At 73.9% G+C, this 26865-nt stretch carries 27 protein-coding genes and 1 tRNA gene; 18 read left to right on the top strand and 10 right to left on the bottom strand.

The features are described from left to right. Window positions 1–225: 225 nt before the first annotated feature. On the top strand, window positions 226–1110 hold the full coding sequence (locus ACQPZO_RS30290; protein ID WP_433345605.1) for a hypothetical protein: 885 nt from the start codon (window positions 226–228) through the stop codon (window positions 1108–1110). A 54-nt stretch (window positions 1111–1164) separates the two neighbouring features. Here ACQPZO_RS30290 and ACQPZO_RS30285 read toward each other — a convergent pair whose 3' ends face one another. Then, entirely contained in the window at window positions 1165–2133 is a 969-nt protein-coding gene (locus tag ACQPZO_RS30285) for a sulfotransferase (RefSeq protein WP_433345603.1), read from the bottom strand. 248 nt (window positions 2134–2381) lie between these two features. On the opposite strand from ACQPZO_RS30285, the gene ACQPZO_RS30280 reads away from it, so the two are divergent. The 4 genes from ACQPZO_RS30280 to ACQPZO_RS30265 are packed head-to-tail and all read left to right on the top strand — an operon-like array spanning window position 2382 to window position 5288. Continuing rightward, window positions 2382–2822 (top strand): UDP-N-acetylglucosamine--LPS N-acetylglucosamine transferase, encoded by a 441-nt coding sequence (locus ACQPZO_RS30280; protein WP_387022801.1) that lies wholly within the window; start codon window positions 2382–2384, stop codon window positions 2820–2822. A 56-nt stretch (window positions 2823–2878) separates the two neighbouring features. Next, window positions 2879–3415 carry a glycosyltransferase gene (locus tag ACQPZO_RS30275; RefSeq protein WP_433351355.1) on the top strand — a complete coding sequence of 179 codons (537 nt, stop codon included), beginning with the start codon at window positions 2879–2881 and terminating at the stop codon, window positions 3413–3415. Beyond that, on the top strand, window positions 3403–4368 hold the full coding sequence (locus ACQPZO_RS30270; protein ID WP_433345601.1) for a sulfotransferase family protein: 966 nt from the start codon (window positions 3403–3405) through the stop codon (window positions 4366–4368). Before ACQPZO_RS30275 ends, ACQPZO_RS30270 begins: the two co-directional genes overlap by 13 nt. Next, entirely contained in the window at window positions 4365–5288 is a 924-nt protein-coding gene (locus tag ACQPZO_RS30265) for a glycosyltransferase family 2 protein (RefSeq protein WP_433345599.1), read from the top strand. The genes ACQPZO_RS30270 and ACQPZO_RS30265 overlap by 4 nt, the downstream gene beginning before the upstream one ends. A 3-nt stretch (window positions 5289–5291) precedes the next feature. Here the strand turns inward: ACQPZO_RS30265 and ACQPZO_RS30260 are convergent, their stop codons facing one another. Next, window positions 5292–6425 carry a hypothetical protein gene (locus tag ACQPZO_RS30260; RefSeq protein WP_433345597.1) on the bottom strand — a complete coding sequence of 378 codons (1134 nt, stop codon included), beginning with the start codon at window positions 6423–6425 and terminating at the stop codon, window positions 5292–5294. Window positions 6426–6504: 79 nt separating this feature from the next. Further along, on the bottom strand, window positions 6505–7335 hold the full coding sequence (locus ACQPZO_RS30255; protein ID WP_433345595.1) for a 3'(2'),5'-bisphosphate nucleotidase CysQ: 831 nt from the start codon (window positions 7333–7335) through the stop codon (window positions 6505–6507). Between the two features lie 237 nt (window positions 7336–7572). Between ACQPZO_RS30255 and ACQPZO_RS30250 the strand changes: the two genes are divergently transcribed. Together ACQPZO_RS30250 and corA are read left to right on the top strand one after the other, a co-directional pair. Then, on the top strand, window positions 7573–8667 hold the full coding sequence (locus ACQPZO_RS30250; RefSeq protein WP_433345593.1) for a PLP-dependent aminotransferase family protein: 1095 nt from the start codon (window positions 7573–7575) through the stop codon (window positions 8665–8667). Window positions 8668–9041: 374 nt separating this feature from the next. Beyond that, on the top strand, window positions 9042–10184 hold the full coding sequence (corA, locus tag ACQPZO_RS30245; protein WP_433345591.1) for a magnesium/cobalt transporter CorA: 1143 nt from the start codon (window positions 9042–9044) through the stop codon (window positions 10182–10184). Between the two features lie 113 nt (window positions 10185–10297). Here the strand turns inward: corA and ACQPZO_RS30240 are convergent, their stop codons facing one another. Next, window positions 10298–11137: a hypothetical protein gene (locus tag ACQPZO_RS30240; RefSeq protein ID WP_433345589.1), complete on the bottom strand. Its 840-nt coding sequence runs from the start codon at window positions 11135–11137 to the stop codon at window positions 10298–10300. 84 nt (window positions 11138–11221) lie between these two features. On the opposite strand from ACQPZO_RS30240, the gene ACQPZO_RS30235 reads away from it, so the two are divergent. Together ACQPZO_RS30235 and ACQPZO_RS30230 are read left to right on the top strand one after the other, a co-directional pair. Further along, window positions 11222–11752: a peptidylprolyl isomerase gene (locus tag ACQPZO_RS30235; RefSeq protein ID WP_405115398.1), complete on the top strand. Its 531-nt coding sequence runs from the start codon at window positions 11222–11224 to the stop codon at window positions 11750–11752. Between the two features lie 65 nt (window positions 11753–11817). Next, window positions 11818–12729, top strand: a complete 912-nt coding sequence (locus tag ACQPZO_RS30230) for a rhomboid family intramembrane serine protease (RefSeq protein WP_433345587.1) — start codon at window positions 11818–11820, stop codon at window positions 12727–12729. Between the two features lie 33 nt (window positions 12730–12762). On the opposite strand, the gene ACQPZO_RS30225 is transcribed toward ACQPZO_RS30230, so the two are convergent. Beyond that, window positions 12763–13212, bottom strand: a complete 450-nt coding sequence (locus ACQPZO_RS30225; RefSeq protein ID WP_433345585.1) for a PH domain-containing protein — start codon at window positions 13210–13212, stop codon at window positions 12763–12765. A gap of 134 nt (window positions 13213–13346) precedes the next feature. Between ACQPZO_RS30225 and ACQPZO_RS30220 the strand changes: the two genes are divergently transcribed. The 5 genes from ACQPZO_RS30220 to ACQPZO_RS30200 all read left to right on the top strand — a co-directional run bounded on the left by ACQPZO_RS30220 (window position 13347) and on the right by ACQPZO_RS30200 (window position 17632). Continuing rightward, the gene (locus ACQPZO_RS30220) at window positions 13347–14519 is read left to right on the top strand and encodes a thiolase family protein (protein ID WP_433345583.1); all 1173 of its coding nucleotides are present in this window, start codon (window positions 13347–13349) and stop codon (window positions 14517–14519) included. A gap of 62 nt (window positions 14520–14581) precedes the next feature. Then, window positions 14582–15679 (top strand): aminoglycoside phosphotransferase family protein, encoded by a 1098-nt coding sequence (locus ACQPZO_RS30215; RefSeq protein ID WP_433345581.1) that lies wholly within the window; start codon window positions 14582–14584, stop codon window positions 15677–15679. Next, entirely contained in the window at window positions 15676–16179 is a 504-nt protein-coding gene (locus ACQPZO_RS30210) for a DUF2332 family protein (protein WP_433345579.1), read from the top strand. The genes ACQPZO_RS30215 and ACQPZO_RS30210 overlap by 4 nt, the downstream gene beginning before the upstream one ends. Window positions 16180–16336: 157 nt before the next feature. Further along, on the top strand, window positions 16337–16846 hold the full coding sequence (locus ACQPZO_RS30205; RefSeq protein WP_433345577.1) for a hypothetical protein: 510 nt from the start codon (window positions 16337–16339) through the stop codon (window positions 16844–16846). 69 nt (window positions 16847–16915) lie between these two features. Beyond that, on the top strand, window positions 16916–17632 hold the full coding sequence (locus tag ACQPZO_RS30200) for a response regulator transcription factor (RefSeq protein ID WP_433345575.1): 717 nt from the start codon (window positions 16916–16918) through the stop codon (window positions 17630–17632). 26 nt (window positions 17633–17658) lie between these two features. Here ACQPZO_RS30200 and ACQPZO_RS30195 read toward each other — a convergent pair whose 3' ends face one another. Next, entirely contained in the window at window positions 17659–19869 is a 2211-nt protein-coding gene (locus tag ACQPZO_RS30195) for a hypothetical protein (protein ID WP_433345573.1), read from the bottom strand. 122 nt (window positions 19870–19991) lie between these two features. Between ACQPZO_RS30195 and ACQPZO_RS30190 the strand changes: the two genes are divergently transcribed. After that, complete coding sequence (locus tag ACQPZO_RS30190; protein WP_433345572.1) at window positions 19992–20699, top strand: glycosyltransferase family 2 protein; 708 nt, start codon at window positions 19992–19994, stop codon at window positions 20697–20699. Window positions 20700–20705: 6 nt separating this feature from the next. Here ACQPZO_RS30190 and ACQPZO_RS30185 read toward each other — a convergent pair whose 3' ends face one another. Then, complete coding sequence (locus ACQPZO_RS30185; protein WP_433351353.1) at window positions 20706–21593, bottom strand: transketolase family protein; 888 nt, start codon at window positions 21591–21593, stop codon at window positions 20706–20708. A gap of 8 nt (window positions 21594–21601) precedes the next feature. Continuing rightward, the gene (locus ACQPZO_RS30180; RefSeq protein WP_433345570.1) at window positions 21602–22315 is read right to left on the bottom strand and encodes a transketolase; all 714 of its coding nucleotides are present in this window, start codon (window positions 22313–22315) and stop codon (window positions 21602–21604) included. Window positions 22316–22361: 46 nt separating this feature from the next. On the opposite strand from ACQPZO_RS30180, the gene soxR reads away from it, so the two are divergent. Beyond that, entirely contained in the window at window positions 22362–22823 is a 462-nt protein-coding gene (gene soxR / locus ACQPZO_RS30175) for a redox-sensitive transcriptional activator SoxR (RefSeq protein ID WP_433345568.1), read from the top strand. A gap of 10 nt (window positions 22824–22833) precedes the next feature. On the opposite strand, the gene ACQPZO_RS30170 is transcribed toward soxR, so the two are convergent. Then, the gene (locus tag ACQPZO_RS30170) at window positions 22834–23811 is read right to left on the bottom strand and encodes an NAD(P)H-quinone oxidoreductase (protein ID WP_433345566.1); all 978 of its coding nucleotides are present in this window, start codon (window positions 23809–23811) and stop codon (window positions 22834–22836) included. A 311-nt stretch (window positions 23812–24122) separates the two neighbouring features. Between ACQPZO_RS30170 and ACQPZO_RS30165 the strand changes: the two genes are divergently transcribed. Continuing rightward, a tRNA-Ser gene (locus ACQPZO_RS30165) sits at window positions 24123–24209 on the top strand. A gap of 452 nt (window positions 24210–24661) precedes the next feature. Next, entirely contained in the window at window positions 24662–25168 is a 507-nt protein-coding gene (locus ACQPZO_RS30160) for a hypothetical protein (RefSeq protein WP_433345563.1), read from the top strand. Window positions 25169–25262: 94 nt separating this feature from the next. Here the strand turns inward: ACQPZO_RS30160 and ACQPZO_RS30155 are convergent, their stop codons facing one another. Continuing rightward, window positions 25263–26684: an alpha/beta fold hydrolase gene (locus ACQPZO_RS30155; RefSeq protein WP_433345561.1), complete on the bottom strand. Its 1422-nt coding sequence runs from the start codon at window positions 26682–26684 to the stop codon at window positions 25263–25265. Between the last annotated feature and the right edge of the window lie 181 nt (window positions 26685–26865).

The raw sequence follows: 26865 nt of genomic DNA, 5'->3' as shown, positions 1-26865 counted from the left end.
CAGATCGGTGTGGTGAGGCGAGGGCATCGGGCTGTGTCGCTTCCTGTGGACCGGGACCGGCCAGTCGGCCGCAGCGGGCGGCACCATGGCGGAACCCTGAGTCTCCCCGATCCGGGCGGTGAGGGGAAGCCGACGAAGGTCCGCTTCTCCGCAGCCGGGTTCGGCAGGCAGGATGGGTGGGTGCGGTTTTGCTACCACATCCAGAGCCACCGGTCCCCCGAACAGATGAATCGGCTGGTCCACGCCGTGAAGCGGTACAGCCCGGACAGCGTGGTGCACATCAGCCACGACGTCAACGGCCCCCCGCTGGACCTCACCGAGCTGCGCTCGCTACGCGACGTCGTCGTGCAGACACACGAGGGCGGCTACGGTGACTTCAGTCATGTGGACCGCTACATGGCTGCCGTGGACTGGCTGAACGACGAGGGGGTGCAGGTCGACTGGCTGGCGAACATCACCGGTCAGGACTACCCCCTGCGGCCGCTCGGCGAGTGCGAGGCGGAGCTGGTCGACTCGGGCGCGGACGGATTCATGGAGTACTGGGACGCGTTCGGCCCGGACAGCCACTGGCCGAGCCGCCGGGTCCGGTCCCGCTACCACTTCCAGCACCGCCGGCTGCTCCCGCTCACCCCCCGGGGAAAGAAGCTGCTCCGCCCGATCCAGGCGGTCAACCGGGTGCAGCCGCTGGTCCGGGTGCACGTGTCGTACGGGCTGGCGGTGGGCCGCCGGGCCCGCACCCCGTTCGGGCCCGACCTGCGCCTGCACGGCGGGTCGGCGTTCACCTCGCTGAGCTGGCCGGTGGTGGCGTACCTGCGGGAGTACTTCGACCGGCGGCCGGACGTGGTGTCGTATTTCCGACGCTGCCTCTCCCCGGTGGAGGCCGTCTTCCAGACCATCGCGTGCAGCTCCGGGCTTTTCAACCTGGTGCCGGACTGCAAGCGGTACTTCGACTTCCGGGACAGCACCTTCAACCACCCGAAGTCGCTGACCGCCGAGGACCTGCCCCGGGCGCTGGCCAGCGGGGCGCACTTCGCCCGCAAGTTCGACTACGAGCGCGCCCCGGAGCTGCTGGACACCCTGGACGCCCACCTGGCCGCCGCCCGCCCCTGAGCCCGCCGCCCGGGTCGTGCCGCGCACGGGGTCGGTGGGGGAGCGGCGGGCAGGTCAGCGGTAGTCGTAGCGGCGGCGCAGCGGCCAGGTCAGCGCGCCGACCAGCCGGCGGTGGCCCGGGGCGTACTCCCGGCGCCACTTCTCGTCCAGCGCCAGGGTGATGGGGCCGCTGCGCATCCGGATCCGGCCACCGGCGACCGCGTGCGAGCCGGCCTGGTCGAACTCGTTGTCCCGCAGGAACTGCAACGGGTCCACGACGCCGGTCACGTCGGCGGTGAGCGCGGCGATCCGGCCCAGCTCGGCGCGCGGGTCGCGGACCAGGTCCTCGTACCGGACGGTGACCCGGGGGACGCCACGGCGGGCCAGCGCGGCCACCATCGCGTTGACGGTGACCCAGCGCCGGGCGGTCAGCCGGGCCGAGCGCTGGTTCATCCGGCCCTTCGTCGAGGTGCCCTCGGGCAGCTCGACGACCTGGCTCCAGGAGTACGCCACCCCGCGCGGGTCGCGCAGCACGTGCACCAGCCGCAGGTCGATCTGCGGGGCCCGGGCCAGGATGTACGCCAGCGAGGGGCGCTTGGTCGAGTCCACCACCACCTTCGCCCCGGACACGTCGGCCACCGCCCGGTAGAGCTTCGTCAGCAGCTCGGTGTAGCGGTCCAGGTCCCGTCGGAACGCCGGGGACATCCGGGAGTTCACGATCAGCGGCAGCTTTCCGGTGGCGTCGACCCGGCGTTGCAACGCCCGCACGTCGGCCACGTCGACCTGGGTCCACCCGCCGTACGCCCGCCGGCCGACCTCGCCCCAGAACGGGCAGGCGTCGAAGTGCTCCCCGCAGGCGCAGCGGAAGTTCCGCTCGACGCCGGACTGCCACAGGTAGAACAGCTCGCCGACGTCGCAGTGCCCGACGAACTGGCCGAGCATCAGGTCGAGCAGGGTCGAGCCGCTGCGCGGCATCCCGCAGACATACAGGACGGTGACCGCCCGGCTGCCGCCGCCCTGCGCCGCCTCGGCCGTGTCGGTCATCCGCCATCCTCTCGCCCGGGTTGCTGTCAGCAGGCAGTCTAGGCACGGAACGGCGGAGTGAGGCACTGGCGGAAGGGCCGCAGCCGACCATCCGACAGGTCCGATGATGGTGAGAGCCACTTATGTTCCCGGCCGGGGGGCCGATACATTGTTGCGGCGTCGTGCCGTCCGGTCGACCGCCCCGTTGGGCGGGTCCCGGGGCGCGGCCGGGGCCGTGGGAGGCGGGTGACGTGGAGTCTGGTGAAGTCATGCTCGTCGGATCCAGCGGCGGGCACCTCGCCCAGCTGGTGGCGCTGCAACCGTGGTATCGCGACCGGGCCCACTCCTGGGTCACGTTCGACACCCCGGACGCCCGGTCGCTGCTCGACGGCGAGGACGTGGTCTGGGCACACCACCCGACCACCCGCAACGTGAAGAACCTGGCCCGCAACATGTGGCTCGCCGTCCGGGTGTTCCGCGGGCGGGACGTCGCCGCGGTGGTCACCACCGGCGCCGGGGTCGCCGTGCCGTTCGTGGTGGTGGCCCGGCTGCGCCGCATCCCCACCGTCTACATCGAGGTGTACGACCGGATCGACACCGCGACGCTGTCGGCCCGGCTGTGCCGGCCGTTCCTCTCCGCGATGCTCGTGCAGTGGGAGGAACAGCGCCGGCTCTACCCGAAGGCGACCGTAGTGGGAAACCTGCTGTGAGCCCGCCGATCCCCCGCCAGCGCACCAACTCCCCGGCCCGGCGCACCGTGCTGGCCATGGTCGGCACCGACGTGCACCGGTTCGACCGGCTGGTCGAGTGGCTGGAGCGCTGGCACGCCGGCCGCGACGCCCTCGCCCCCGAGGTCCGCCTCGTCGTCCAGCACGGGCGCAGCCGCGCGCCCCGGCTCGCCGACGCGGCCCCGTTCCTGGCCCACGACGAGCTCCAGCGGGCGATGACCGAGGCCGACCTGGTGGTCTGCCACGGCGGGCCGGCCACCATCACCGAGGCGCGCCGGCACGGGCACCTGCCGATCGTGGTGCCCCGGGACCCGACCCGGGACGAGCACGTCGACGACCACCAGCAGCTCTTCGCCCGCCGCCTCGGCGTGGCCGGGATGGTCCGGCTGGCCGAGTCCGAGGCCGACCTGGTCGCGGCCCTCGACCGGGGGGTGGCCGACCCGCGGGCGTACGCGTTGTCTGCCGACCCGGGCCGACCCGACCCTCGCGTTGCCGCCGCCACGGCGGTGGGCCGGATCGTCGAGGACCTGGTCCGGACCAGCCGGGAGCCGGGGCGGCGCAGGTGGTGGCGGTGAACGCCCGGGTGCTGTTCGTCGGCGGCCTCGGCCGCAGCGGCTCCACGCTGCTGGAGCTGATCCTCGCCCAGCACCCCGACGTCTGCGCCGTCGGCGAGGTGGTCCACCTGTGGGAGCGGGCCCTCGGCGGCGACGAGCGGTGCGGCTGCGGGGAGCGGTTCACCGCCTGCGACTTCTGGCAGCGGATCGGCGAGCACGCGTTCGGCGGCTGGTCGGCCGTCGACCGCGACGACGTGCTCGCGCTCAAGGCCACCGTCGACCGGACCCGGCACATCCCCCGGCTGGCCCGGGGCGACCTGCCCGCCGCCGAGCTGGCCCAGGTGCGCCGCTACGCCGACCTCTACACCCGGATCTACGCCGCCGCGATGGCGGTGACCGGGGCGCAGCTCGTGGTGGACTCCAGCAAGCACGCCTCGACGGCGTTCGCGCTGCGCTGGGCCGACGACCTCGACCTGCGGGTGCTGCACCTGGTCCGGGACAGCCGGGCGGTGGCCCACTCGTGGGCGAAGCAGGTGCGCCGGCCCGAGGTGGTGGACGCCGAGGCGTACATGCCGACCTTCTCGCCGTTCACGGTGAGCAAGCTGTGGACGGCACAGAACGCCGCGTTCCACCTGCTCGCCACCCGGGTGCCGGTGATCCGGCTGCGCTACGAGGACTTCACCGCCGACCCGCGCGGCACCGTCGCCCGGGTCCGCCGCTTCGCCGGCCTGGCGGACACCCCGGACGCGCTGCGGGTGCTCGACCCGACGCCCACGCCGCTGGTCCGGGCGCACAGCATCGCCGGCAACCCGCTGCGGTTCAATGCGGGGCCGCTGCGGGTCCGGCAGGACGATGCCTGGCGCACGGCCCTGCCCTCGCGCAGCCGGGCGGTGGTGAGCGTCGCGACGCTGCCGCTGCGGCTGCGGTACGGATACGTCGGCCTCGGCCGCCCGGGCTCCACGGAGGCACCATGACCGAGCCGTTGAACGAGCACCCGTCGGTGACCGCGGTGGTTCCCACCCGGGACCGCCCGGAGCTGCTGCGCAAGGCCCTCGACGCGATCCTCGGCCAGGAATACCCCGGCCCGGTCGACGTGGTGGTCGTCTACGACCAGTCCGAGCCGGATCGTTCGCTGGCCGACGACCCCCGGGTCACCGTGCTGGTCAACCAGCGCACCCCGGGCCTGGCCGGCAACCGCAACACGGGCATTCTGGCCGCCACGGGCGACCTGGTGGCGTTCTGCGACGACGACGACGAGTGGCTGCCCGGCAAGCTCGCCGCGCAGGTGGCCGCGCTGCGCGCCGCCCCGGACGGGGCGTTCGTGAGCTGTGGCATCCGGGTCGACTACGACGGCCGTCCCCCGGTCGACCGGGTGCTCTCGGTGGACCGGGTGTCGCTGGCCGCCCTGCTGCGGGACCGGCACACCGAGCTGCACCCGTCGACGTTCCTGATCCGTCGGGACGCGCTGCTCGACGGGATCGGGCTGGTCGACGAGGAGATCCCGGGCAGCTACGCGGAGGACTACGAGTTCCTGCTCCGGGCCGCCCGGCACGCCCCGCTGGTGAACGTCGTCGAGCCGTACGTGACGGTGCGCTGGCACAAGCAGTCGTTCTTCGCCCAGCGCTGGGAGACCATCGCCACGGCGTTGCAGTGGCTGCTGGGCCGGTACCCGGAGTTCGCCACCGTGCCGGCCGGCGAGGCCCGGGTCAGCGGGCAGATCGCCTTCGCCCAGGCGGCGATGGGCAACCGGGGCGAGGCGGTCCGCTGGGCCCGGCGCACGCTGTCCCGCAACCCCCGGGAGCCGCGCGCGTACCTGGCCCTCGCCGTGGCCAGCCGGGCCGTCGACCCCGACCGCGTCCTGCGTACGCTGCACAAACGCGGCCGGGGGATCTGAGCGTCAGGAGGCGGCGCACCAGGCTCGCCACGCGTCCCGGCTCGGCGCGTCGGTGAGCCGGAAGTCGCCCCCGGCGACCTGGTAGTCGTAGTAGGCCACCCACAGCGGGCGCTGGCCGTCGAGGTACCGGCTCATCGCCCGGATCCACGCGGCCCGCCCCTCGCCGCTGTCCCCGGCGATCCGGACGCTGCCCGTCTCGGCGAGCCCCCACGGCTTCCCGAGCGCCTTCGACTTGGCGATCATCGGGGTGAAGACCTGCGCCGGGTCGGTGTACCGGTTGAACTTGCCGCCGCTGTTGTAGCAGTCCCAGCCGAGCACGTCGATCGCGTCGCCGCCCGGCCAGTAGTCCTCGAAGGTGCGGTGCGAGCTCGGGTTGAGCGTCCAGCACATGAGGATCAGCGTGGCCCGCAGTCGGGCGTTGTCGGCCCGGTCGGCGATTCCGGCGAGCCGCTGCCACGCGGCCCGGTACTGCGCGGCGGTGTACGAGCCCTGGGCGATGTCGTTCTCCGGCTCGTGGAAGTACGACCAGTAGACGTCCAGGTTGCGGGGGACGGAGCGGAACCAGGCGGCGAGCCGGGAGTCGTGCCGGCCGGCGGCCACCTCGCCGGGCGGCGCCTTGAAGGAGACCACCACGGTCCGGTCGGCGACGTCGGCGCGGCTGCCGGACCAGGCCGGCGGCATGCCGGGGTAGAAGACCCGGACCATGCGCAGCGGCCCGTAGCTGCGGTCGGACCGGGCCAGCCCGGCGGCGAAGTTCTCCCCACCCTGAAGGTGGATGCTCGCCCCCGGGAGGGTGTTCCGGCCGCCCGGGAACACGCCGGCCTCAGTCCCGCCGCTGGTGCTCGGGCTCGGCGAGGCGGACTTCGGGCTGTTGCCGAAGCCCTCGTCCCCACTCGGCGTCGGCCGGGCGCCGGGGGCGGCCGGGCCGAGGCCCGCGCCCTCGGACGCGGCGTCGGTGACCGTCGGGGCCGGCCGCCCGGGCAGGTCCCCGTTGGTGGCCAGGGCGACCGTGGTGCCCAGCGCCACCGCGCCGGCGGCCACCGGGAGCAGCAGCCACCGGCCGAGCCGGCGGCGCGGGCCGCCGGGTTCGGCCGGGGCAGGGGGCAGGGCGGGTGCGGTGGTGGGGCCGGAGCTCATGACCCTCCTCGGGTCGGCGGTGTCGGTGGGACCGGGCGGGAGCACCACGACCGCGCCCGCCGGGCGGCGGATCCGTCGGTCAGCGGTGGCGGTCGATGGCCGCCAGCAGGGACTCCGCGTGCTCCGGGCGGCAGACCAGCAGGTCCGGCAGGCGCGGGTCGTCCCGGTTGTAGCGCAGCGGCGAGCCGTCGATCCGGGACGCGTGCATGCCGGCGCCCAGGGCGACCGCGACCGGGGCCGCCGAGTCCCACTCGTACTGGCCTCCGGCGTGCACGTACGCGTCGACCTCGCCGGTCACCACCGCGCAGACCTTCACCCCGGCCGAGCCCATCGGCACCGCCCGGGCGCCGATGCCCTCGACCAGCTCGCCCACGAACGCGGGCGGCCGGCTGCGGCTCACCGCGATCCGCAGCGGCCCGGCCACGGCGGCCGTGGTGGGTACGGCGGTGCCCAGGACCAGCGGCGTGCCGTCCGGCGCGGTACGGGCCGGCATGCCGACCGCGCCGGCCACCAGCGCGCCGTCCGGGGCGGCCGAGCGCTGCCAGAGCGCCACGTGTACCGCCCAGTCGTCGCGGCCGGACTCGGAGAACTCGCGGGTGCCGTCGAGCGGGTCGATGATCCACACCCGGTCCGCCTCCAGCCGCGCGGGACGGGCCCCGGCGGCCGGGTCGCCGGCCCAGGCGTGCCGGCTGTCGGCCTGCTCCTCGGAGAGCACCGCGTCGGCGGGCCGCCACCGGGCCAGGGCGGTCGACATCAGGTCGTGGGAGACCTTGTCGCCGGCGTTCTTGAGTGCCGCCGGGTCGGCGAAGCCCTGCTCCGCGCGCAGCGCGGTCAGCGCCCTGCCGGCCGCGCCGGCCAGCCACTGCGCGAAGGCCTGGTCGTCGAGCCGACCCGTACCGTCCTCGGTCACGTGAACCTCACCACTCCTTCGGTGCCGGTGCCGGTGCCATCCGTCGGCGCCGCGCGGACGCCCATCCTTCGGCGGTCGCGGGGGCGCGGCCAGGGACCGGTCCGATAATCGACACCTGAGTGTCGCGTACCTCCGGCTGTTCCGCCTCGGCCGTTCCGCCGTCCGTCTGCTGCCCGCATGTTGAACTTGGCGTGTATGCCGGTCGGATCGCCGGGGCCAGGCCCTAGGCTCGTCCGCATGACCGCCGAGCAGCTGATCTCCTTCGCCCGTGGGGCTCCTTCGCTGGACATCGTCGATGTCGAGGGGCTCAAGGCCGCCGCCGTCCGTGCCTTCGACGCCGACCCCGCCGGGGTCACCGCCTATGGCACCTCCGTCGGCTACCCGCCCCTGCGGAAGTGGATCGCCGAGAAGCACGGCGTCGAGGCCGACCAGGTGCTGGTCACCAACGGTTCGCTCCAGGCCGACGCGTTCCTGTTCGACCACCTGGTCCGCCCCGGCGACGCGGTGGTGGTCGAGCGCCCGACGTACGACCGGACGCTGCTCAACCTCCAGCGGATGGGCGGCGAGATCCACGGCGTGACGATCCAGCCGGACGGCCTGGACATCGCCGAGCTGCGCAAGCTGCTGGAGTCCGGGGTCCGCCCGAAGCTCGCGCACGTCATCCCCAACTACCAGAACCCGGCCGGGGTCACGCTGTCGCTGGAGAAGCGGCGGGAGCTGCTCGACCTGGCGGCCGAGCACGGCTTCATCATCTTCGAGGACGACCCGTACGCCGACATCCGGTTCCGGGGTGAGCCGCTGCCGTCGATGCTCTCGCTGGACACCCGGGGCGTGGTGGTGCACGCCTCCAGCTTCACCAAGACGGTCTGCCCGGGGGTGCGGGTCGGCTACCTGATCGGTGCGGCGGACCTGATCGCCGACATCGCGAGGAAGGCGACCAGCCTCTACATCTCGCCCGGCATGGTGTCCGAGGCGATCGTGCACCAGTTCTGCGTCTCCGGCGACATCACCCGCTCGATCGAGACGGTCAGCACCGCGCTGGGCGAGCGCGCCCGGGTGCTCGCCGAGTCGCTGCGCCGGCACCTTCCCGAGGCCCGGTTCGTGGAGCCGGACGGCGGTTACTTCCTCTGGGTGGAGCTGCCGGAGGACGTGCTGGTGGACCAGCTCGCCCCGGCGGCGGCCGAGCGGGGCGTGGCGGTGGTCAAGGGCAGCGACTTCGTGCTCGACGGCGGTCAGCACGCGCTACGGCTGGCGTTCTCGGCGGTCACCGCGGATCAGATCGACGAGGGTGTTCGTCGTCTCGCGGAGGCGGTGGCGGCCGTCCGAGGCTGACCCTCTGTCGGATTCCTGACAGAAGGGCGGTGCCGGCCGGGTCGGGTCTCCCGCCCGGCCGGTTCGCGGCCCACAATGCTGCGAGCACCACTCACGTCGCCCGGCCGACCTGCCCCGATGCGGGCCTCGGCCACCCGACCGGTGGTGTGCGCAGCACAACCCCCGCCCCCAAGGGCGCCGGGTGGGCCGTGTCGTCCCTCACCCCCCTGACGCGGCACGGCCCGCCCCGGCGCCGCCCCCACTGCGCGCCCGGGGCAGCTGTCGGCCAGCCGCTGAGGCGCCGGCCGACGCCGGCCGGTCCGGGTCGGACGCGGGCGTACCCTGCAACCCGCGACGGCGTGCGGCTGCCGCGACAGCGTGGGGAGGGGGTCGCCATGTCGGACCGGGCGGAGCGGAGCCGGGCCACGTCGTCGGACGGCGGGCGGGTGATCAAGCCACGGGCCTGGGCCCCGGTGCGGGTGATGACCCGGATCCTCAACCCCGACGAGGGCCAGCGCGTCCCCGAGCCGGTCGGGCCGGGGCGCAGCGCGGTGATGGACTGCGGGCTCTACGTCGACGGCAGCCGGCAGCCCGGTGAGTGGCACTACGCGGAGGCGCTGGCCGCGGCCCGCCGCGAGCGCGGGTTCGTCTGGGTCGGCCTGCACGAGCCCGATCTGGCCGAGATGTCCGCGATCGCCGATACCTTCGGCCTGCACGAGCTGGCCGTCGAGGATGCGGTCAAGGCCCAGCAGCGGCCCAAGCTCGAACGCTTCGGCGAGGTCACCTTCCTGGTGCTGCGCACCGCCCGGTACTGCGAGCACGACGAGCTGACCGAGAACTCGGAGGTCGTCGAGACCGGGCAGGTGATGCTGTTCATCGGCCCGAACTTCGTGATCAGCGTCCGGCACGGGGACGCCTGCCGGCTCGCTCCGGTCCGCGCCGACCTGGAGGCCAGGCACGAGCTGCTGGAGCACGGCCCCTGGGCCGTCGCGTACGCGGTCACCGACCGGGTGGTCGACCTCTACCTGGAGGTGGCCGACCGGCTGGAGGACGACCTGGACGTGTTGGAGGCCGACGTCTTCGACCGGCAGAGCAGCGGCCGGATCCAGCGGATCTACCAGATGAAGCGGGAGCTGGTCGAGTTCAAGCGGGCGGTGGCGCCGTTGCAACGGCCGTTGATGACCCTCACCGCCCAGGTCAACCGGGAGGTCCCGCAGGAGGTGCGGCGCTACTTCCGGGACGTGCAGGACCACCTCAGCCGCACCGTCGAGCAGGTCAACTCGTACGACGACCTGCTCAACTCGATCCTCCAGGCGCGGCTGGCCCAGGTCACGGTCGACCAGAACAACGACATGCGCAAGATCGCCGCGTGGGCCGGTATCGCCGCGGTCTGGACCGCGATCGCCGGCATCTACGGCATGAACTTCGCGAACATGCCGGAGCTGAAGATGACGTACGGCTACCCGGTCGTGCTCGCCCTGATGCTGGTCGTCTCGCTGTCCCTGTACCGCTGGTTCCGCCGCAACGGCTGGCTCTGAGCCCGACGCCCGTCACCCGGCCTGGCCCGGCTGCGATGGACAGGCGCCCCGGAAACGCCCGCGGCGCGGGACGACGGGGGTCGTCTCCGCGCCGCGGGCGATGGACCGAAGGGTCAGCGCCGGCCGCCGGACCGCGCGGTGTGCTCCTTGCCGAGGGCCGTGGTGAGGTCGTCGGCCGGACGGCCGGAGACGTCCCGTGCGCCCTCGGCGACCGAGGGCACCTTGTCGTTCGGGTGGATCACCGGCTGGGTGTCGAGGGTGCTGGTGGAGGCGCTGTCGCCGCCGGCCACCGCCGAGCTGCCGGCCCCGGTCGGCCCGCCGGCCACCGGCGAGCCACCGGACATGGTGGACGAGTCGGTCACCTTCGCGCCGTTCGCCGACGGGGTCTCCACGATCAGGGTGTCCACCTCGTCGCGGGCCGGCTCCAGGGTGCGGGCCGGGGCGTACTCGGTCCACTCCTGCTGCTCCCGGCGGCGGCGCATGGCCATCGCGCCGGCCAGGCCGGCGACCGTGCCGGCGGCCAGCAGGCCGACCATCGTGCCGCGCGACGACTTCTTCTGCTTCCTCCGCGTGACCTTCAGGCTCTTCGCCTTGACCTTCTTGCCCAACGCGGCCTGCCGCCCGGCGGCGGCCTTCTTGCCGGCGACGGCCTTGCCGGCCGCCTCGGCCTGGGCGTTGCGGACGGCCAGGGCCAGCGGCGCGAGGGCCGCGACCGTCGACGCGAGACCGCTCGACGCCCGGTCCCGCACCACGAGGGCGGTCGGCGCGACTGCGCCCCGGGCCGCCTGGACCCGCGGGGCGACCGTGGCACCGGCACCCCTCGCCGCGTACGTGGCGGCCTGCTTCAGGTGACCGATGCCCTGGTTCAGCTCGACCTTGGCTCGCTGCCCCTGGGTCTTTCGCCGCCCGATTCCAAACACGGTCCCACCTCCTGGGAGTTGTTCCTCCGTCATCCTCCACCTTCGGATGCCTCCGCACTGCCAGATCGGGCACATGGGAGGATCCGCATGGAACTGACCAACGACTGAGGAGTACCCGTGGCCGAGGCTGTCTACGCCACCTTGCACACCAACGCTGGCCCGATCCGGCTGGAGCTCTTTCCCAACCACGCGCCGAAGACGGTCCGCAACTTCGTGGACCTGGCCGAGGGCAACAAGGAATACACCGACCCGCGTACGGGTCAGCCGGGCAACGGGCCGTACTACGACGGCACGATCTCGCACCGGGTGATCAGCGGCTTCATGGTCCAGATGGGTGACCCGACCGGCACCGGTCGCGGCGGCCCGGGCTACAAGTTCGGTGACGAGTTTCACCCCGAGCTGCGCTTCGACCGGCCCTACCTGCTCGCCATGGCGAACGCCGGGCCAGGCACCAACGGCTCGCAGTTCTTCATCACCGTGGGGCCGACCCCGCACCTGACCAACCGGCACACCATCTTCGGCCAGGTGGCCGACGAGGCGTCGGCGAAGGTCGTCGACTCGATCGCCAGCACCCCGACCGGCCCGAGCGACCGTCCGATCTCCGACGTCGTCATCGAGCGCGTCGAGATCGAGCGCACCCCGGCCTGACGGGGGTGGCGAGGTACCTTTGCTCGCATGACTGAGCGCCCCGCCGGCACCGGGAGGCAGCGGCCGTGAGTGAGTCCCCACCGACCACCCCGGTCTGCTACCGGCACCCCGGCCGGGAGACGTACGTCCGGTGCACCCGCTGCGACCGGCCGATCTGCCCGGACTGCATGCGGGACGCCTCGGTCGGGCACCAGTGCCCCGAGTGCGTGGACGAGGGGCGCCGTAGCGTGCGGCCGACGCGTACCGCCTTCGGCGGCGGTACCGTCGGCCGCCACGGCTACGTCACGAAGACCCTCATCGCGCTGAACGTGCTGCTCATGGTCCTGTCCATCGCCTCCGACCGGGGCGGGGACGCGGTGGCGGGCGGCTCCGGCTTCGGTGGCCTGATGGGCGGCAGCACGCCGCTGACCGACTGGGGCTCGGTGCTCGGTCAGGCCCTCTTCCCCGACGGCAGCGTGCACGGCATCGCCCAGGGCGAGTGGTACCGGCTGGTCACCGCGATGTTCCTGCACTACGGCGTGATCCACCTGCTGCTGAACATGTGGGCGCTCTGGGTGCTCGGCCGGTCGCTGGAGGCCAACCTCGGGCCGCTGCGCTTCCTCTCCCTCTACCTGGTCGCCGGGCTCGGCGGGAACGTGGCCGCCTACCTGTTCAGCGCCGAGAACTCCACCACGGCCGGGGCGTCCACCGCGGTCTTCGGCCTGTTCGCCGCGTTGATCGTGATCGAACGCCGGATGGGGCGGGACATCTCCTCGGTGCTCCCGGTCCTGGTGATCAACCTGGTCTTCACCCTGACCGTGCCGGGCATCTCCATCCCCGGCCACCTCGGCGGGCTGGTGATCGGCGGGGTGATGGCCCTGCTGCTGGCGTACGCGCCCCGGTCCCGGCGCGGGCTGTTCCAGGCCGTCGGCGCCGTGCTGGTGCTGGTGGCGCTGATCGGGCTCGCGCTGGTCCGCACGGCGTCGCTCACGGGCTGATCCCCGACGCGGGGCCGGGTCCGCAGCGTGGTGTCAGGGGGTCTCGCCGTGGGCGGCGCGCAGCGCCTCGGCCACCTCGCCGGGCGGGGCGTCCAGGTCGTACCGGCCGAACAGGTGCAGCGAGTCACCCACGTCGATCTCCAGGATCTCGGTGGACAGCCCCAGCCGGGGTCTACGGTCCACGGTGATCGCCTCGACGGTGTCCCAGGCGAGCCGGCGTCGGCCGGCGAAACCCCGGACCACCGTGATCCCCGCCGGGTCGACGGCGAGCCGCACCGGCACCAGCAGGTCGCGCGCCGCCCAACCGGCGAGCCCGACGGCGGCCGCGGCGGCCAGCACCAGCGGCACCCGGTCGCCCTCGGCGAAGAGCAGCCCGAGCCCGACCAGCGCCGCCGCGCCGACCAGCTTGACCACCGGCACCGAGGCCGGCACCCGCCACTGCCGCTCCGTCGTCGACGACTCCGGGATCCGCTCTGGCCGCATGCCTACAGCATGCCCTGCCGGGACCGCCTCGGCCTGCCCGGACCGCCTCGGCCTGCCGCCACCGGCCGGTGTGGGGGACGGCCGGCCGGGACAGGACGTAGTATCGAGGCCCGCCAGGTTACCGGGGAGTAAACATGAGTGACGCGGTCATCGTCGGTGCGGTACGGACCCCGGTCGGGCGGCGCAAGGGCAGCCTGGCCTCCGTGCATCCGGTCGACCTCTCGGCCCACGTGCTGCGCGCCCTGGCCGAGCGCACCGGCATCGACCCCGAGCAGGTCGACGACGTCGTCTGGGGCTGCGTGTCCCAGGTCGGCGAGCAGTCGTGGAACGTCGCCCGCAACGGCGTGCTCGCCGCCGGCTGGCCGGAGTCGGTGCCCGGCACCACGCTGGACCGGCAGTGCGGGTCCAGCCAACAGGCCCTGCACTTCGCAGCCGCCACCGTCGCGTCCGGCCAGGCCGAGCTGGTGGTGGCCGGCGGTGTCGAGTCGATGACCCGGGTGCCGATGGGCTCCAGCGTCGGCGACGCCGCACCGTTCAGCGACCAGATCCGCGACCGCTACCGGGGGATCGAGGGCTTCGCCGAGGACTCCCCGCTGCCGTTCAACCAGGGCGTCGGCGCGGAGCTGATCGCCGCCCGCTGGCGCTTCTCCCGCGCCCAACTCGACGAGTTCGCCCTGGCCAGCCACGAGAAGGCCGCCGTCGCGCAGGACGCCGGGGCGTTCGATCCCGAGCTGGCCCCCGTGGTCCTGTCCGAAGGTGGGAGCTTCGCCGCCGACGAGGGCATCCGCCGGGACACCACGCTGGCGAAGCTCGGCGAGCTGAAGACCCCGTTCCGGTCCGACGGCGTGGTCACCGCCGGCTCGGCGTCCCAGATCTCCGACGGCGCCGCCGCGCTCGCCGTCACCACCTCCGAGTGGGCCGGCCGGCACGGCCTGCGCCCGTTGGCCCGGGTGCACACCGCCGTGGTCGCCGCCGACGACCCGGTCGCCATGCTCACCGCCCCCATCCCGGCCACCGCGAAGGCGCTGCGCCGCGCGGGGCTGGGCATCGAGGAGATCGGCGTGTACGAGGTGAACGAGGCGTTCGCCCCGGTCCCGCTGGCCTGGCTGGCCGAGACGGAGGCCGACCCGGAGCGGCTGAACCCGCGCGGTGGCGCGATCGCCCTGGGCCACCCGCTCGGCGCCTCCGGAGCCCGGATCATGACCACGATGCTCCAGCACATGCGGGACAACGGCATCCGCTACGGCCTGCAGACCATGTGCGAGGGCGGCGGCATGGCCAACGCCACCATCGTCGAGCTGCTCTGACAGCCCAGCCGGTCGGCGGAAACTCCTCGCCCCGCGCCGGCGCGGCTCCTAGTCTGTCCACCGTGACCGACTCCCGGACGCTGCCCGCCGACTGGTCCGACCAGCGGTGGCAGGACCTAGCCCACACCTGGGCCGCCGACCACCTCGGCAGGGCCGGCCGCCGGATCACCGGCCCGGCCCAGGGCCGGCTCCGGCCCTGGTCGCTGGTCTGGCGACTGCCCACCGACGCCGGCCCGTACTGGTTCAAGGCCAACAACGCCGGCACCCGCTTCGAGGCGGGGCTGCTCGGCGCGTTGGCCCGGATCGCCCCCGGGCGCGTCCCCGAGCCGGTGGCGGTGGACGCCGAGCGGGGCTGGGCGCTGCTGCCCGACGGCGGGGAGACCCTGCAGGACGCGCTGGCCCGAGACCGTGACCCGGCCGCCTGGGAACGCGCCCTGACCGGGTACGCCGCGCTCCAGCGCGCGACCGCGCCGCTGGCCGGCGAGCTGCTGGCCCTCGGCGTGCCGGACCACCGCCCGGAGGCGATGCCGGGCCTGCTCGCCGGGCTGCTCGACGACCGCGAGGCGATGCGTGTCGGCGCCCCGGACGGCCTGGCCCCGCAGACGTACGAGCGGCTGCGGGCGTTCGTGCCGGAGTTCGAGGCGCGCTGCCGCCGGCTCGCCTCGTTCGGCGTACCAGCCGGCGTGCAGCACGACGATCTACACGACGGCAACGTCTTCGCGGCCGACCACCGCGTCTTCGACTGGGGCGACGCCTCGCTGGCCCATCCCTTCGGCACCCTCCTGGTGGCGCCGAACTCGGTCGCGTACTCCTTCGAACTGCCGGCCGGCGACCCGGTGCTGGCCCGGCTGCGGGACGCGTACCTCGACGCCTGGACCGACCGGCACGACCGGGCCGACCTGCGGGAGGCGGCCGACCTCGCGGTCACCGTGGCGAAGGTCAGCCGGTCGCTGTCCTGGCGGCGGGCCCTGTGCACGCCGGACCCGGCCCGCGCCGAGTACGCCGGGCGGTCCCTGGCTGGCTCGCCGAGCTGTTCGAGCCGGACAGTCGGTAGCCGGGGACCGCCCCGACGCCTACCGGTACCGCTACAGTCCGCGCCGGGGCGGACGACCACCTGGTCGGCCCGGAGGCGAGCCCCGTACGGCTCACCTGCACGGTGACGGGTGACGTCGCGCTGCCCGACCGGGTGCCGGAGGTGATGTGGCGGGCCGGGCTCGACCTGAACCCGCTGGACGTCACCGACCCGGACGACCTGGGCTGGCTCACCGCCCTGGTCTGGCCCGAGCAGCACGGGCGGCGGGACCGGTTGACCGCCGCCGCCCGGGTCGCCCGCGCCGCCCCGCCCCTGCTGCGGCGGGGGGACCTGCTCGCCGACCTGCCGGCGCTGGCCGCCGCCGCGCCGCCGGGGGCCACCCTCGTGGTGTTCCACAGCGCCGTCCTGGCGTACGTGCCGCCCGTGGCCCGCACCGGGTTCGTCCGTACCGTCGCCGGGCTGCCCGGACACTGGATCGCCAACGAGGCGGACGGGGTGCTGCCGGCGCCCGCCGACATGCCCGCGCCGCCGCCCGGCGACGCCACCCGCTTCCTGCTCTCCCTCGACGGCCGTCCGGTCGCCTGGGCCGGTCCGCACGGCCAGTCCCTGCACGGGCTCGCCGGCTGAGCCCGGGCCCGTGCGACCGCTGCGGTGAGCGCAGCCGGTCGGGGGCCCGCCAGCCGGCGCCGGGCCGCCCTGACCCCCGGTGGGCCGCCGGAACGTGGAAGTTCCGCAAATCGGCCGTGACCCATGTCACGCCGCCGCCCCTGTCGTTGGGCAGGGCATGGACGTCTTCTCCCGAACGTTCCTGCCCGCAGCCGCCGACACCGGCCTGGCGGCGCAGACCGTCAGCCGGCACATACCGATCTTCCGCCGCTGCGTCGGCGCGGGCGACGCCACCATCCTGGTGACCCGGTGCAGCCGGCCGCAGCCTCCGGTCGGCGAGTACCTCCTGCTGCTGACCCACCGGCGTCTCGTCGTCATCCGGCAGACCCGGGTGCTGCACCGCCTGTGCCTGCACCTCAACGCCGAGCTGCGCGAGCTGACCGACGTCACGTGGAGCCCGGACCCCCGGCTGCCCGCGGTCGAGCTGGCCGCCACCGCCATCGACGGCGTCCGGGAGCGGTTCCTCATCCGGCCCCAGCACCCGAGGCAGGTGTGGCAGCTCGACGCCCTGCTGCACCACACGTTCCGGACCCGGCTCCGGACGGCCCGGGAGCGGATCGTGGCCACCATCGGCGACGCCCCGGCCGCCGCCCGCCCCACCGCGTTGCGGCCCGTGGTGATCCGCTGAGCGGGTCCTTGTCCGATTCGAACGCGGCCCGGATCGCCCCGGGCGTCGAGGTTCGGCAATCATGAGCCGGTGACCGTCGACGTACCGCCGCGCGGGCTCGTTCTCGTGGTCGAGGACGATCCCGCCACCGCGGACCTGGTTCGGCTCCACCTGACCTGGGACGGCTTCGGCGTACACCTGGAACGGGACGGTGCTGTCGGGCTGGCCGCCGTACGCAGGTTGCGTCCGGTGGTCTGCGTCCTGGACATCGCCCTGCCCGGCCTGGCCGGCACCGAGATCTGCCGGCGGTTGCGCGAGGCCGGCGACCGGACGCCCGTCATTTTCCTCACCACTCGCGACGAGGTGGACCGGATCGTCGGCCTGGAACTCGGCGCGGAAGACCACGTGGCCAAGCCGGTCAGCCCGCGCGAGCTGATCGCCCGGGTCCGTGTGGTGCTACGCCGCGCGGCCGGCGCGCCCGGGGCCGACGAGCGGGTCCGCACGGTGGGCCCGGTGACCATCGACCCGACCCGCCGAACGGTGACCGTGGCCGGCGTACCGGTGCAGTTCACCTCCACCGAGTTCGACCTGCTCGCCCACCTGATGGCCCGGCCCGGCCGGGTCTGCACCCGGGCGGAGCTGCTGGCCGGCGTCTGGGGGTACGCCGTGCACGCCGGCACCCGCACCGTCGACGTGCACGTGGCGCAGATCCGGGCCAAGCTGGGCGGGGCGGCCGGGGTGATCCGCACCCACCGGGGCGTCGGGTACGCGGCCGATGCCGACCTTCGGCCGCGGTCCGGGGCGTAGCCACCGCGGCTGCCCGGGCGTCCTGATCAGGTGGGCGGGAGGGCGTAGCCGACGTAGCCCCGCCAGGTCAGCGTCCAGCGGGGCGGCACGAGCTTCACGCAGGCCGCCCGGCTGCCGGTGCAGACGATCGCGTCCGTCGAGGCGGGGGCGGCCGGCGGGAGGTCCGGCAGCACCGACTCCAGCGCCACCAGCTCGGGCGGGCGGCCGTCGGCGTCACGCAGCAGCAGCCACCACGGGTACTCCCAGTTGTCGTTCTGCTGCACCAGCCCGATCCGCCGCGCGCCGGACGCCCGCACCGCGTCGGCGGCCCCGCGGAACTCGTCCGCCCACTGTGGCCGACGCAGGAAGCGGGTGTCCCACTCCGAGGTGGTGAAGACCGATCCGGCACCGACCAGCCGGCGCGGGAAGCCGTACGACAGGGCGAGCACCCCGGCCAAGGCGGAGGCGGCCAGCACCGTGGCCGCCAGGCCGGCGGCCACCGACCGGCGGCCCGGCGCGAGTCGGCGGCGGAGCAGCGCGTCCAGCCACAGGCCGGCCAGCGGGGCCGCCAGGATCAGGGCGTACAGCAGCAGCCGGTTCCCCCACGGCTGCCATTTGATCATCGCCGTGTGCAGCAGGACGGCGGCCACCACCACGACGGCGTACGCCCGCAACGCCCCGGCCGCGGCCGGGGCGACCCGGGCCGGCCGGGCCAGCGCCAGCACCGCCCCGACCAGGGCGAGCGCGCCGGCCAGCGGGAACGCCACCCGGTCCTCGTCCGGGTACCAGGCCGGCACCGGGAACACCTCCCGGCCGAAGGTGATGGCCCGGTCCTGCGGGTCCACCCCGATCGCGCGGGACCCCGCCATGATCGCTTCGGCCGCGCCGTCGCGGACCGGGGCGAGCGGCGTGTCCAGCGCGGTGTGCCCGATGCGCAGTGCGTTCACCAGGACCGACGCCGGGTCGTGCCGCTCCATCGGGATCGACTCGCGCAGCCGGGGCGGGCCCAGCGGGTGACCGAACTCGGCCTGCACCCGGGCCAGGAACGGCCCGACCACGGCCAGGGCGACCAACAGCACCAGCAGTGATCCGGCCGTGGTCCGGGCCACCCGGGCCGCCCGGGACGGTCCCGCCGGGCGGCCCGTGACGCCGCCGCGCACCGCCGGCCCGGCCGACCCGGCCGTGGCCGCCGGGTGGTCCCCGCCCTCGACCGCCCCCGCACCGCCGGCCGCCCCGACCGCCCCCGCACCGCCGGCCGCCCCGACCCCGACCAGCACCGGTCGGCCCGGGGTGCCGCCGGGCGCCCGCACCGGTTCGCCCAGGCACGCCAGCCGGAGCTGGCCGATGCCCCAGAGCAGCAGCAACGGGCCGACCCCGATCAGCCCGCTGGTCTTCGTCACCGCGGTCAGTCCGGTCGCCGCCCCGAGCAGCAGCAGCGTGCCGGCCCCGGCCCGCCGGCGTAGCCCGTCCAGCGCCAGGGTCGCCACGCAGGCCACCCAGGCGGCGCAGACCAGGTCGGTCTGGGTGCTGGTCGCCTGGAGCGCCACCATGGGGGTGGTGGCCAGCACGAACGCGGTGAGTAGCTGGGCCCGCCGCCCCCCGCCGAGCTGGGCGGCGACCCGGGCGGCGACCAGCAGGCAGCCCACCCCGGCAGCCCACTGGACCAGGTTGTGCAGCGCGTCGCCGCCGGTGAACAGCCGCAGGTGCAGCAGCAGGTACTCCGCGCCGGGCGGGATTGTCACCTGCCGGTGGATCGCAGTGGGCCAGAACTCCAGGCCGCGCTGGGCCACCCAGTGCTCCACCTTGGGTAGGTGGTAGGTCTGCGAGTCGAAGTTGTTGGGCTCGGCCAGCAGCGCGATCAGCAGCTCCACCAGGACCAGCCCGCCGAGTGTGCCGGCCAGCAGCCGCTCGCCCCGCCCCGTCGTACGCCACCGGCCGGCCAGCCGGGCGAGGCCGGCGCGGGCGGTGGCGGCCGGGGCCCCCCGCGTCCCGTCGCGGCGGCGTCGCCAGCCGGCGACCCCGGCGGCGACGGCGAGGAAGATCAGCCAGGCGACCGCGAAGGCGGGCAGGGTCAGCAGGCGCAGCGCCCCGAGCAGCTCCACCGTCAGCACCGCGAACGCGCCGGTGACCACGGTGGCTCGGATCACGGCCAGGCGCAACGGGGCGACCGCGTCGGTCCCGCGTGGCCGCAGCGCCACGGTGAGCGACAGGACGGCGGCGAGTGGGGCCGCCACGAGCAGGGAGCCGGCTGCCGACATGGCGCGAAGTAAACACCATCAGACTGGATACTTGCCCCCCATGCCCGCCGGTGGGGAATACCGCCGTGTTAACTGCCAGGCTAGGCTGGGGCCGACGTGTCGCCGCCCCCGTGGAGATTCCCGTGAAGCTCTCGATCCTGATGCCGGTCTACAACGAGGAAGAACGCATTGCGGATGCGCTCAAGCAGGCGCTGGCGGTCGACTACCCGTGCGAGATCGAGATGCTCGTGGTCGACGACGGCAGCCGCGACGGCACCGGCGAGATCCTCGGCCGCGCCGACGACGCTCGGCTGAGGGTGATCACCCACCAGCGCAACGCAGGCAAGGGCGCGGCCATCAAGACGGCGGTCGACAACGCCGACGGCGAGTACATGGTCATCCTCGACGCCGACCTGGAGTACGACCCGCAGGACATCCCCAAGCTGCTCGCCCCGGTGCTCGACGGTCGGGCCACGGTGGTCTACGGCAACCGCACCTTCGGCAGCCACAGCGCGTACAGCTTCTGGTACGTGATGGGCAACAAGGGCGTCACCATGGCGGCCAACGTGCTGTTCAACTCGTACATCGGCGACCTGGAGACCTGCTTCAAGCTGATGCCGGTCGCCCTCTACCGCTCCCTCGACGTCCGCTCCCGGGGCTTCGGCATGGAGGCCGAGGTGACCGGCAAGCTGCTGCGCCGGCGCCTCCGCCCGTACGAGGTGCCGATCAGCTACCGGGCGCGGGGCCGCGAGGAGGGCAAGAAGATCACTTGGAAGGACGGCGTCGAGGCGATCTGGATCCTCGGCCGGGAGCGCACCCGCCGCCGTCCCGTCGACACCCCGCAGCGCTGACCCGGGTCAGCGCCCCGCTTCGAGGAAGGCGCTGACCGACCGGCGGAGGCCCGCCGCGTCCAGCCCGTGCCAGCGGGTGTGGTCGGCAGCGGAGCCGTACCGTCGCAGCTCCTCCCGGCCCACGCCGAGCGACAGCAGCCGGTGCGGCCGGTCCACCAGGGCGTCACCGACCAGCCGGGCGGACGTTCCTGCCAGGTAGGGCTCCACCAGGATCACCTCGGCTCCCGCGAGGGCCCGCAGCCCGGCCGCGTCGAACGGTCGCGGCCGGTGGGTGTACGCCACCGTCACCTCCAGTCCGGCCATCGATGCCAGCGCCGCGTCCAGCGCCGGCCCGACCGCCACCAGCAGCGGCGCTCCCGGCCCCGCGTCCCGGACCACGGCGAGCGATCCGTCCGTGCCGCGCGGCCGGTCGTTGCCCAGCGTCGACAGCCGCAGGTACGCCGGACCGTCTCCGGCCACCGCCGCGCGCAGCAGGGCGGGCACCTCGTCGGCGTGCCCAGGCACGTGCACGGTCCACCCGGCCAGGGTGTCGATCAACGCGACGTCGGCCGGGGACAGGTGGGTCCGCCCGGCGGCGGCCCGGTCGTACGACGCGCCGATGCCGACCAGCACCGCGCTCACGCCCTGGTGGTCCAGGTCCAGCTTGATCTGCTCGTACGCCCGCTCGACGAGGAACGGGGCGTAGCTGTGCACGATCGGCCGCAGCCCGGTCAGCGCGAGCCCGCCGGCCACCCCCACCATCAACTGCTCCCGGATGCCCACGTTGAGCACCCGGTCGGGGTGCCGCCCGGCGGCCGTGGCGAACGACTCGGCCGAGATGTCGGCGAGCACCAGCGCGGTGCGCGGCTGCTCGGCCAGCAGCGCCGTGGTCGTGTCGACGAAGGCGTCCCGCATCATCGTGGTCACTTTCCCTCCCGGACGACCGCGACGACCACGTGCGGCCGGTTCCCGTCCTGCCCGGTGAGGGCGTCGTGCAGGGCGTCGTGGTCGCGCCCGTCCACGGTCGCGGCGGTCCACCCGTTGACGGTGAACCGGGTCGCGATCCCGCCCCGCCAGCCATGGCTGGCCGAGTCGTTGTCGATCACCACGGCGGTCAGGTTCGCCAGCCCGACCGCGCCCGCGTACGCGATCGCCTCGTGGTTGGACCCCTCGTCCAGTTCGGCGTCGCCGAGCAGGACGTACACCCGGGGGTTCGTCAGGCCCTGGGCCCGCAGCCCGAGCGCGGTGCCCGCGCCTAGGCCGAGGCCGTGGCCGAGCGAGCCGGAGCCGATCTCCACCCCGGGGACCAGCAGCCGGTCCGGGTGTTCGCCGAGCCGGCTGTCCGGGCCGCCCTGGTCGTCGAGCCAGTCGACGGGCACGAAGCCCTTCGCGGCCAGCACGGCGTAGTAGCCGGCGACGGCGTGCCCCTTGGAGAGCAGGAACCGGTCCCGGTCCGGGTCGTCGACGGTCGCCGGGGTGATCCGCAGCACCCGGTCGTAGAGCACCCGGAGGACGTCGAGGGTCGAGTACACGTTCGGGCCGAACTCCCGGCCTGCCCGGACCCGCTCGAACAGGGGCCCGATCGGTGCGGGTGGGTCGCCTTCGGCGGCCCGCGTGGTGGCGCTCATGATGGTCATGCCGCTAGCCTGCAAGTTGAAGTCCCCTTCAACTCAAGGCGACGTGATGCAGGAATCCCTGACCATCGGCCAGCTCGCCGCCCGCAGCGGCGTCGCGCAGTCGGCGCTTCGCTACTACGAGCGCCTCGGCCTGATCCGGGCCGACCGCACCAGCGGCAACCAGCGCCGGTACGCCCGCACCGAGCTGCGCCGGGTGGCGTTCGTCCGGATCTCCCAGCAGGTCGGCATCTCGCTGGAGGAGATCCGCGACGCGCTGGACTCGCTGCCCGCCTCCCGTACCCCGACGGCCGCCGACTGGGCGGAGCTGTCGACGGCATGGCGGGCCCGGCTGAGCGAGAAGATCCGGCTGATGATCAAGCTCCGCGACGACCTGGACAGCTGCGTCGGCTGCGGCTGCCTGTCGTTGCAGCGCTGCACCCTCTACAACCCGGAGGACAAGCTCTCGGGCGAGGGCCCCGGTGCCAGGCTCATGCTGCCCCCCGCCGAGCAGGCACCGCCCGCCGGGTGACACGCCGGGGTCACCCGAGGGTGAGCAGCACCTTGCCGACGTGGTCGTTGGACTCGACCAGGCGGTGCGCGTCGGCGGCCTCGGCCATCGGCAGCCGCCGGTCGACGACCGGGCGGACCGCCCCGGCGGCCACCAGCGGCCAGACCTGCTCCCGTACGCCCGCGACGATCGCCGCCTTTTCCGCCAGCGGTCGGGACCGCAGCGCGGTGGCCGCCACCGAGGCCCGCTTCGCCAGCAGCGCGCCCAGGTCCAGTTCCGCCTTCCGGCCGCCCTGCATGCCGATCACCACGAGCCGGCCGCCGGTGGCCAGCGCGGCCACGTTCCGAGCCAGGTAGGAAGCGCCCATGATGTCGAGGATGACGTCCGCGCCCCGGCCGTCGGTGGCCCGCCGGACCTCCTCGACGAAGTCCTGCTCCCGGTAGTCGATCGCGTGCGCGGCACCCAGCTCGCGCAGCCGCTCGTGCTTGGCCGACCGGGCCGTCACCACGACCGTTGCGCCGAGCGCCCCGCCGAGCTGGACGGCGAACGTGCCGATCCCGCTGCCCCCGCCGTGCACCAGCAGCGTCTCGCCCTTCGCCAACCCGGCGAGCCGGACCACGTTCGACCAGACCGTGCAGGCCACCTCCGGCAGCGCCGCCGCGTCGACCAGGTCGACGCCGTCCGGCACCGGCAGGAGCTGCCCGGCGGGCACGGCCACCCGCTCGGCGTACCCGCCGCCGGCCAGCAGCGCGCAGACCTCCTGGCCGACCGCCCACCCGGTGACGTCCGCGCCGATCGCGCCGATCAACCCCGAGCACTCCAACCCCGGGTACGCGGGCGCGCCCGGCGGCGGTGGGTAGTGCCCCTGCCGTTGCAGCAGGTCGGCCCGGTTCACCGCGCTGGCCCGCACGTGCACGACCACCTCGCCGGGGCCGGGCTCCGGATCGGGCACCTCCGCCCAGACGAGTGCGTCGGGTCCGCCGGGCTCCGGGATCGTGATCGCGTGCATGGCCCAGTCTTACCCCATCCGGCCCACCGTCCACGCCCAGATGGGGATCGGGCCGGCCGTGTCCCCCGATGGCGGATCGGCGGTGCCCTGCCGGAGGGGGCCGCACCGCCGCAGGCGCACCGATCGGGGGAGCGGGTGGGCCGGCAGCCGCGGCCACTGTGGACCTCGCGCGGCAGAGATTCCGCTGCTCAGCACGACGGGCAGGGGTCCCCGCATCCGGCCGCCCTGCCACCCAGGGTGGGATGGCGGCTCGCCCGTGTGCCGGCTTCTGGCAGACTAGGCGGCGGTCGCGTCCTGCGGGGCGTGGTCCGGGAGGGTTCGCCTAGTGGCCGATGGCGCTGGTCTTGAAAACCGGTAAGGCAGCGATGTCTTCGTGGGTTCGAATCCCACACCCTCCGCTCCCAGAGCAGTGCATGCCTGTGGCTACCGACCCGGTCCCACAGGTTCTCGCCAAGGGCCGTCCTTGACGCCGGACGGGCAGCCCCGCCTCTAGCGACGGCGGCTTGCCCGCCTCACCAGGAACCAGACGAGGCCGGCGAGCAGCGCTGCCGACGTGACGAGACAGCAGAGCGTGGCGAGGTGCCACGGCTTGAGTGCGCCCATGCTGCGGCACTGTACCGGCGGCTGCCCACGGCCACCGGCCCCTGCCGCCCGGTCGGCGGCAACCAGTCCTCGATGGGTTCGAATCCCGTACCCTCCGCCCCTGAACAGCAATCTGTTCCCTGAGCAGCGAAAACGCTGGCGAGGGGCCTGTCGTCTGCTGGTGGGTCAGTCTGACTGGTCGCCAGCGACGTCGCAGACGCCACCTAGGCTCGGCGCGACGGATGCTGGCCGCCGGAGGAGAGTGACCATGCTCGACAGCGAGACGCAGGGGTTCATGCGCGAGGTCGCCGGCCTTGCACCTGAGACGTTGACCCGGGTATTCGATCGTGTCCTCGATCTATGGCAACAGGGCGGGCGCGATGCCAGCAACGCGGCCAAGGTTTCTGCGGCACAGAACTCCGAGATCCGTAGGACCGTGCTTGCGAGCTTCCGGCCGCGCGCGGAGGAACTCGATGCCCACCAGCCTGAGCTGCGTTCGAGCGCGATCAGCGGCACGGTGATCGCTGCACGCGGCGTGCTGAAGCGCGACCGCTTGACGGCCGAGCAGTACCACGTGCTGATGGAGCCGTTCGCGTCCGCGGGCCTGGTCACGCCGGAGCAGGCCTTGACGGACGACCACGTGGCCGTAGCCGAGCAGATGCGGGCCCGCGGTCTTTCCACCGGATCCGACTACTGGTTGTACATCGCCGGCGAGCCGGCATCGGCCACGACGACGCCGCTCGAAACAGGCGAGCGTCACCACCCTCCCCAGTAAGGCCGGTCCCTACCCGTAGGTCCTTCGCGCTGATCAGACGTGCCGGTGGTGAATGTGAGTCAGCCCAACTCCCTCGATCCGCTTTGACGCGGCCTCATTCCTTTCCGTCGATGCCAGCCGGGCATTGGGCACCGGGGGTGGGCAGCGCCAATTCGACGAGGTACCGATCCACCACGGCTTTCGTGCAGTCGTTGCGCAGGTACGTGCCGTGGCCCCAACCCTCGTACGTGACCAGACGCCCTTGCCGGCCCAGTTGCCGGGCGACGTTGGTAGCCCAGGCGTAGCCGGTGCGGGGGTCGTGCCGGGCGTTGAGCAGCAGCAGCGGCGTGCGGGTGTGCACGTGCAGGTCGTGCGGCGGATTCCGGACCGGGGACGGCCAGCCGAGGCAGGTCTGCACTGCCAGCAGCCCGGCACCGTACCGGACGTCCGGTGCGGCGGCCCTGGCCTCCCGGACCAGACCGGCGTACTCCTCGTAGTCGCGTACCGTGGCCGGCCAGTCCGCGCAGAGGGCCGCGACGGCGAGCGGGAGCTTCACCTCGCGGGGCGGGATGCCGCCGTCCATATCCCGGACGGCTGCGGCCAGTTGCGGCCAGCTCGGGCCGGCGAGCGTGCCGAGGGCCACGGCGGTGACGTCGAAGGCGGTACGGGGCGCGTACTCGCCGCGGTCGGCGCGGGCCAGCACCCCGGCCCAGACCGACCGCACGTCCCGGCCGCGAAGCACACACTCGGTTGATCTGTCACACCAGGACACGAACTCGTCGAACGCGTCCTGCAGTGCGGCCGCCTGGGTCCACGCGAAGGATCGCACGCCGAGGCTGTGGTCGAACACGCCCTCCAGCACGACGGCCCGCACCCGGCCGGGGTACTGCTCGGCGTACTGCTGGCCCAGCAGCGTGCCGTACGAGCTGCCGTGGAAGGTCAGCCGCCGTTCTCCCAGCGCACGCCGCAGCGCCTCCAGGTCGTGCACCGTGCTGAGCGTGTCGGCGTGGTCGAAGACGGGGCTGGTCGGACGGCACCGGTCCCACAGCGCCCGGTTGTACGCCACTGCGGCGTCGAAGTCGGCCTGGCTGGTCAGCGGGATCGGCGGCTTGCGCAGGGCCGGGTCCGGCGTGCAGACCGGCGCGGCGGTGCGGGCCACGGTACGCGGGTCGAAGCTGACCAGGTCGAACCGGTCGAGCAACTCGTCGCTGAACCGGTCTCCCCTGCGGATGCGTTCCACCCCGGAGTCCCCCGGGCCGCCCGGCCCGAACACCAGCGTGCCCACCCGCCGGTTCGGCAGGCGCGCGGCCCGGTGCGCCACGGCGAGCTCGAACGTTGGGCCGTGCGGCCGTGCCCAGTCCACCGGCAGGCGGAGCCGGGCGCACTGCACGCCCTCGTCGAGCGGGACGTTCGGCAGGTCGTCGAGGCATTCGCCCCAGGCGAGACTCGGCGGCGCGGGACCGGCGTGTGCCGGTGTGGGCAATCCGGCGAGGAGGGTGAGCACGGCGATAGCTACGGCTACGGTACGACTGGACATGGCGTCTCCTGAGGGCTGGACGTCCGTCCATCCTCGACCGGCACCTCGCCCGAACTATATGGGAAAACACCCGGATGCGACCCTGAGATCTTCACCTAGGTCCCCGCTCCGCGGCCACCTCGTTCTTACCTTCGTGCTCACCGGCGCCGCCGGGAGCGCGGCGCGCTCCCGGCATGGTCGC

It is taken from the genome of Micromonospora sp. CA-111912 (assembly GCF_050948415.1).
In the GTDB taxonomy this organism is placed as follows: domain Bacteria; phylum Actinomycetota; class Actinomycetes; order Mycobacteriales; family Micromonosporaceae; genus Micromonospora.
Note: the sequence above shows the minus strand (reverse complement) of the source record. Positions and strands in the feature narration are given on the sequence as shown.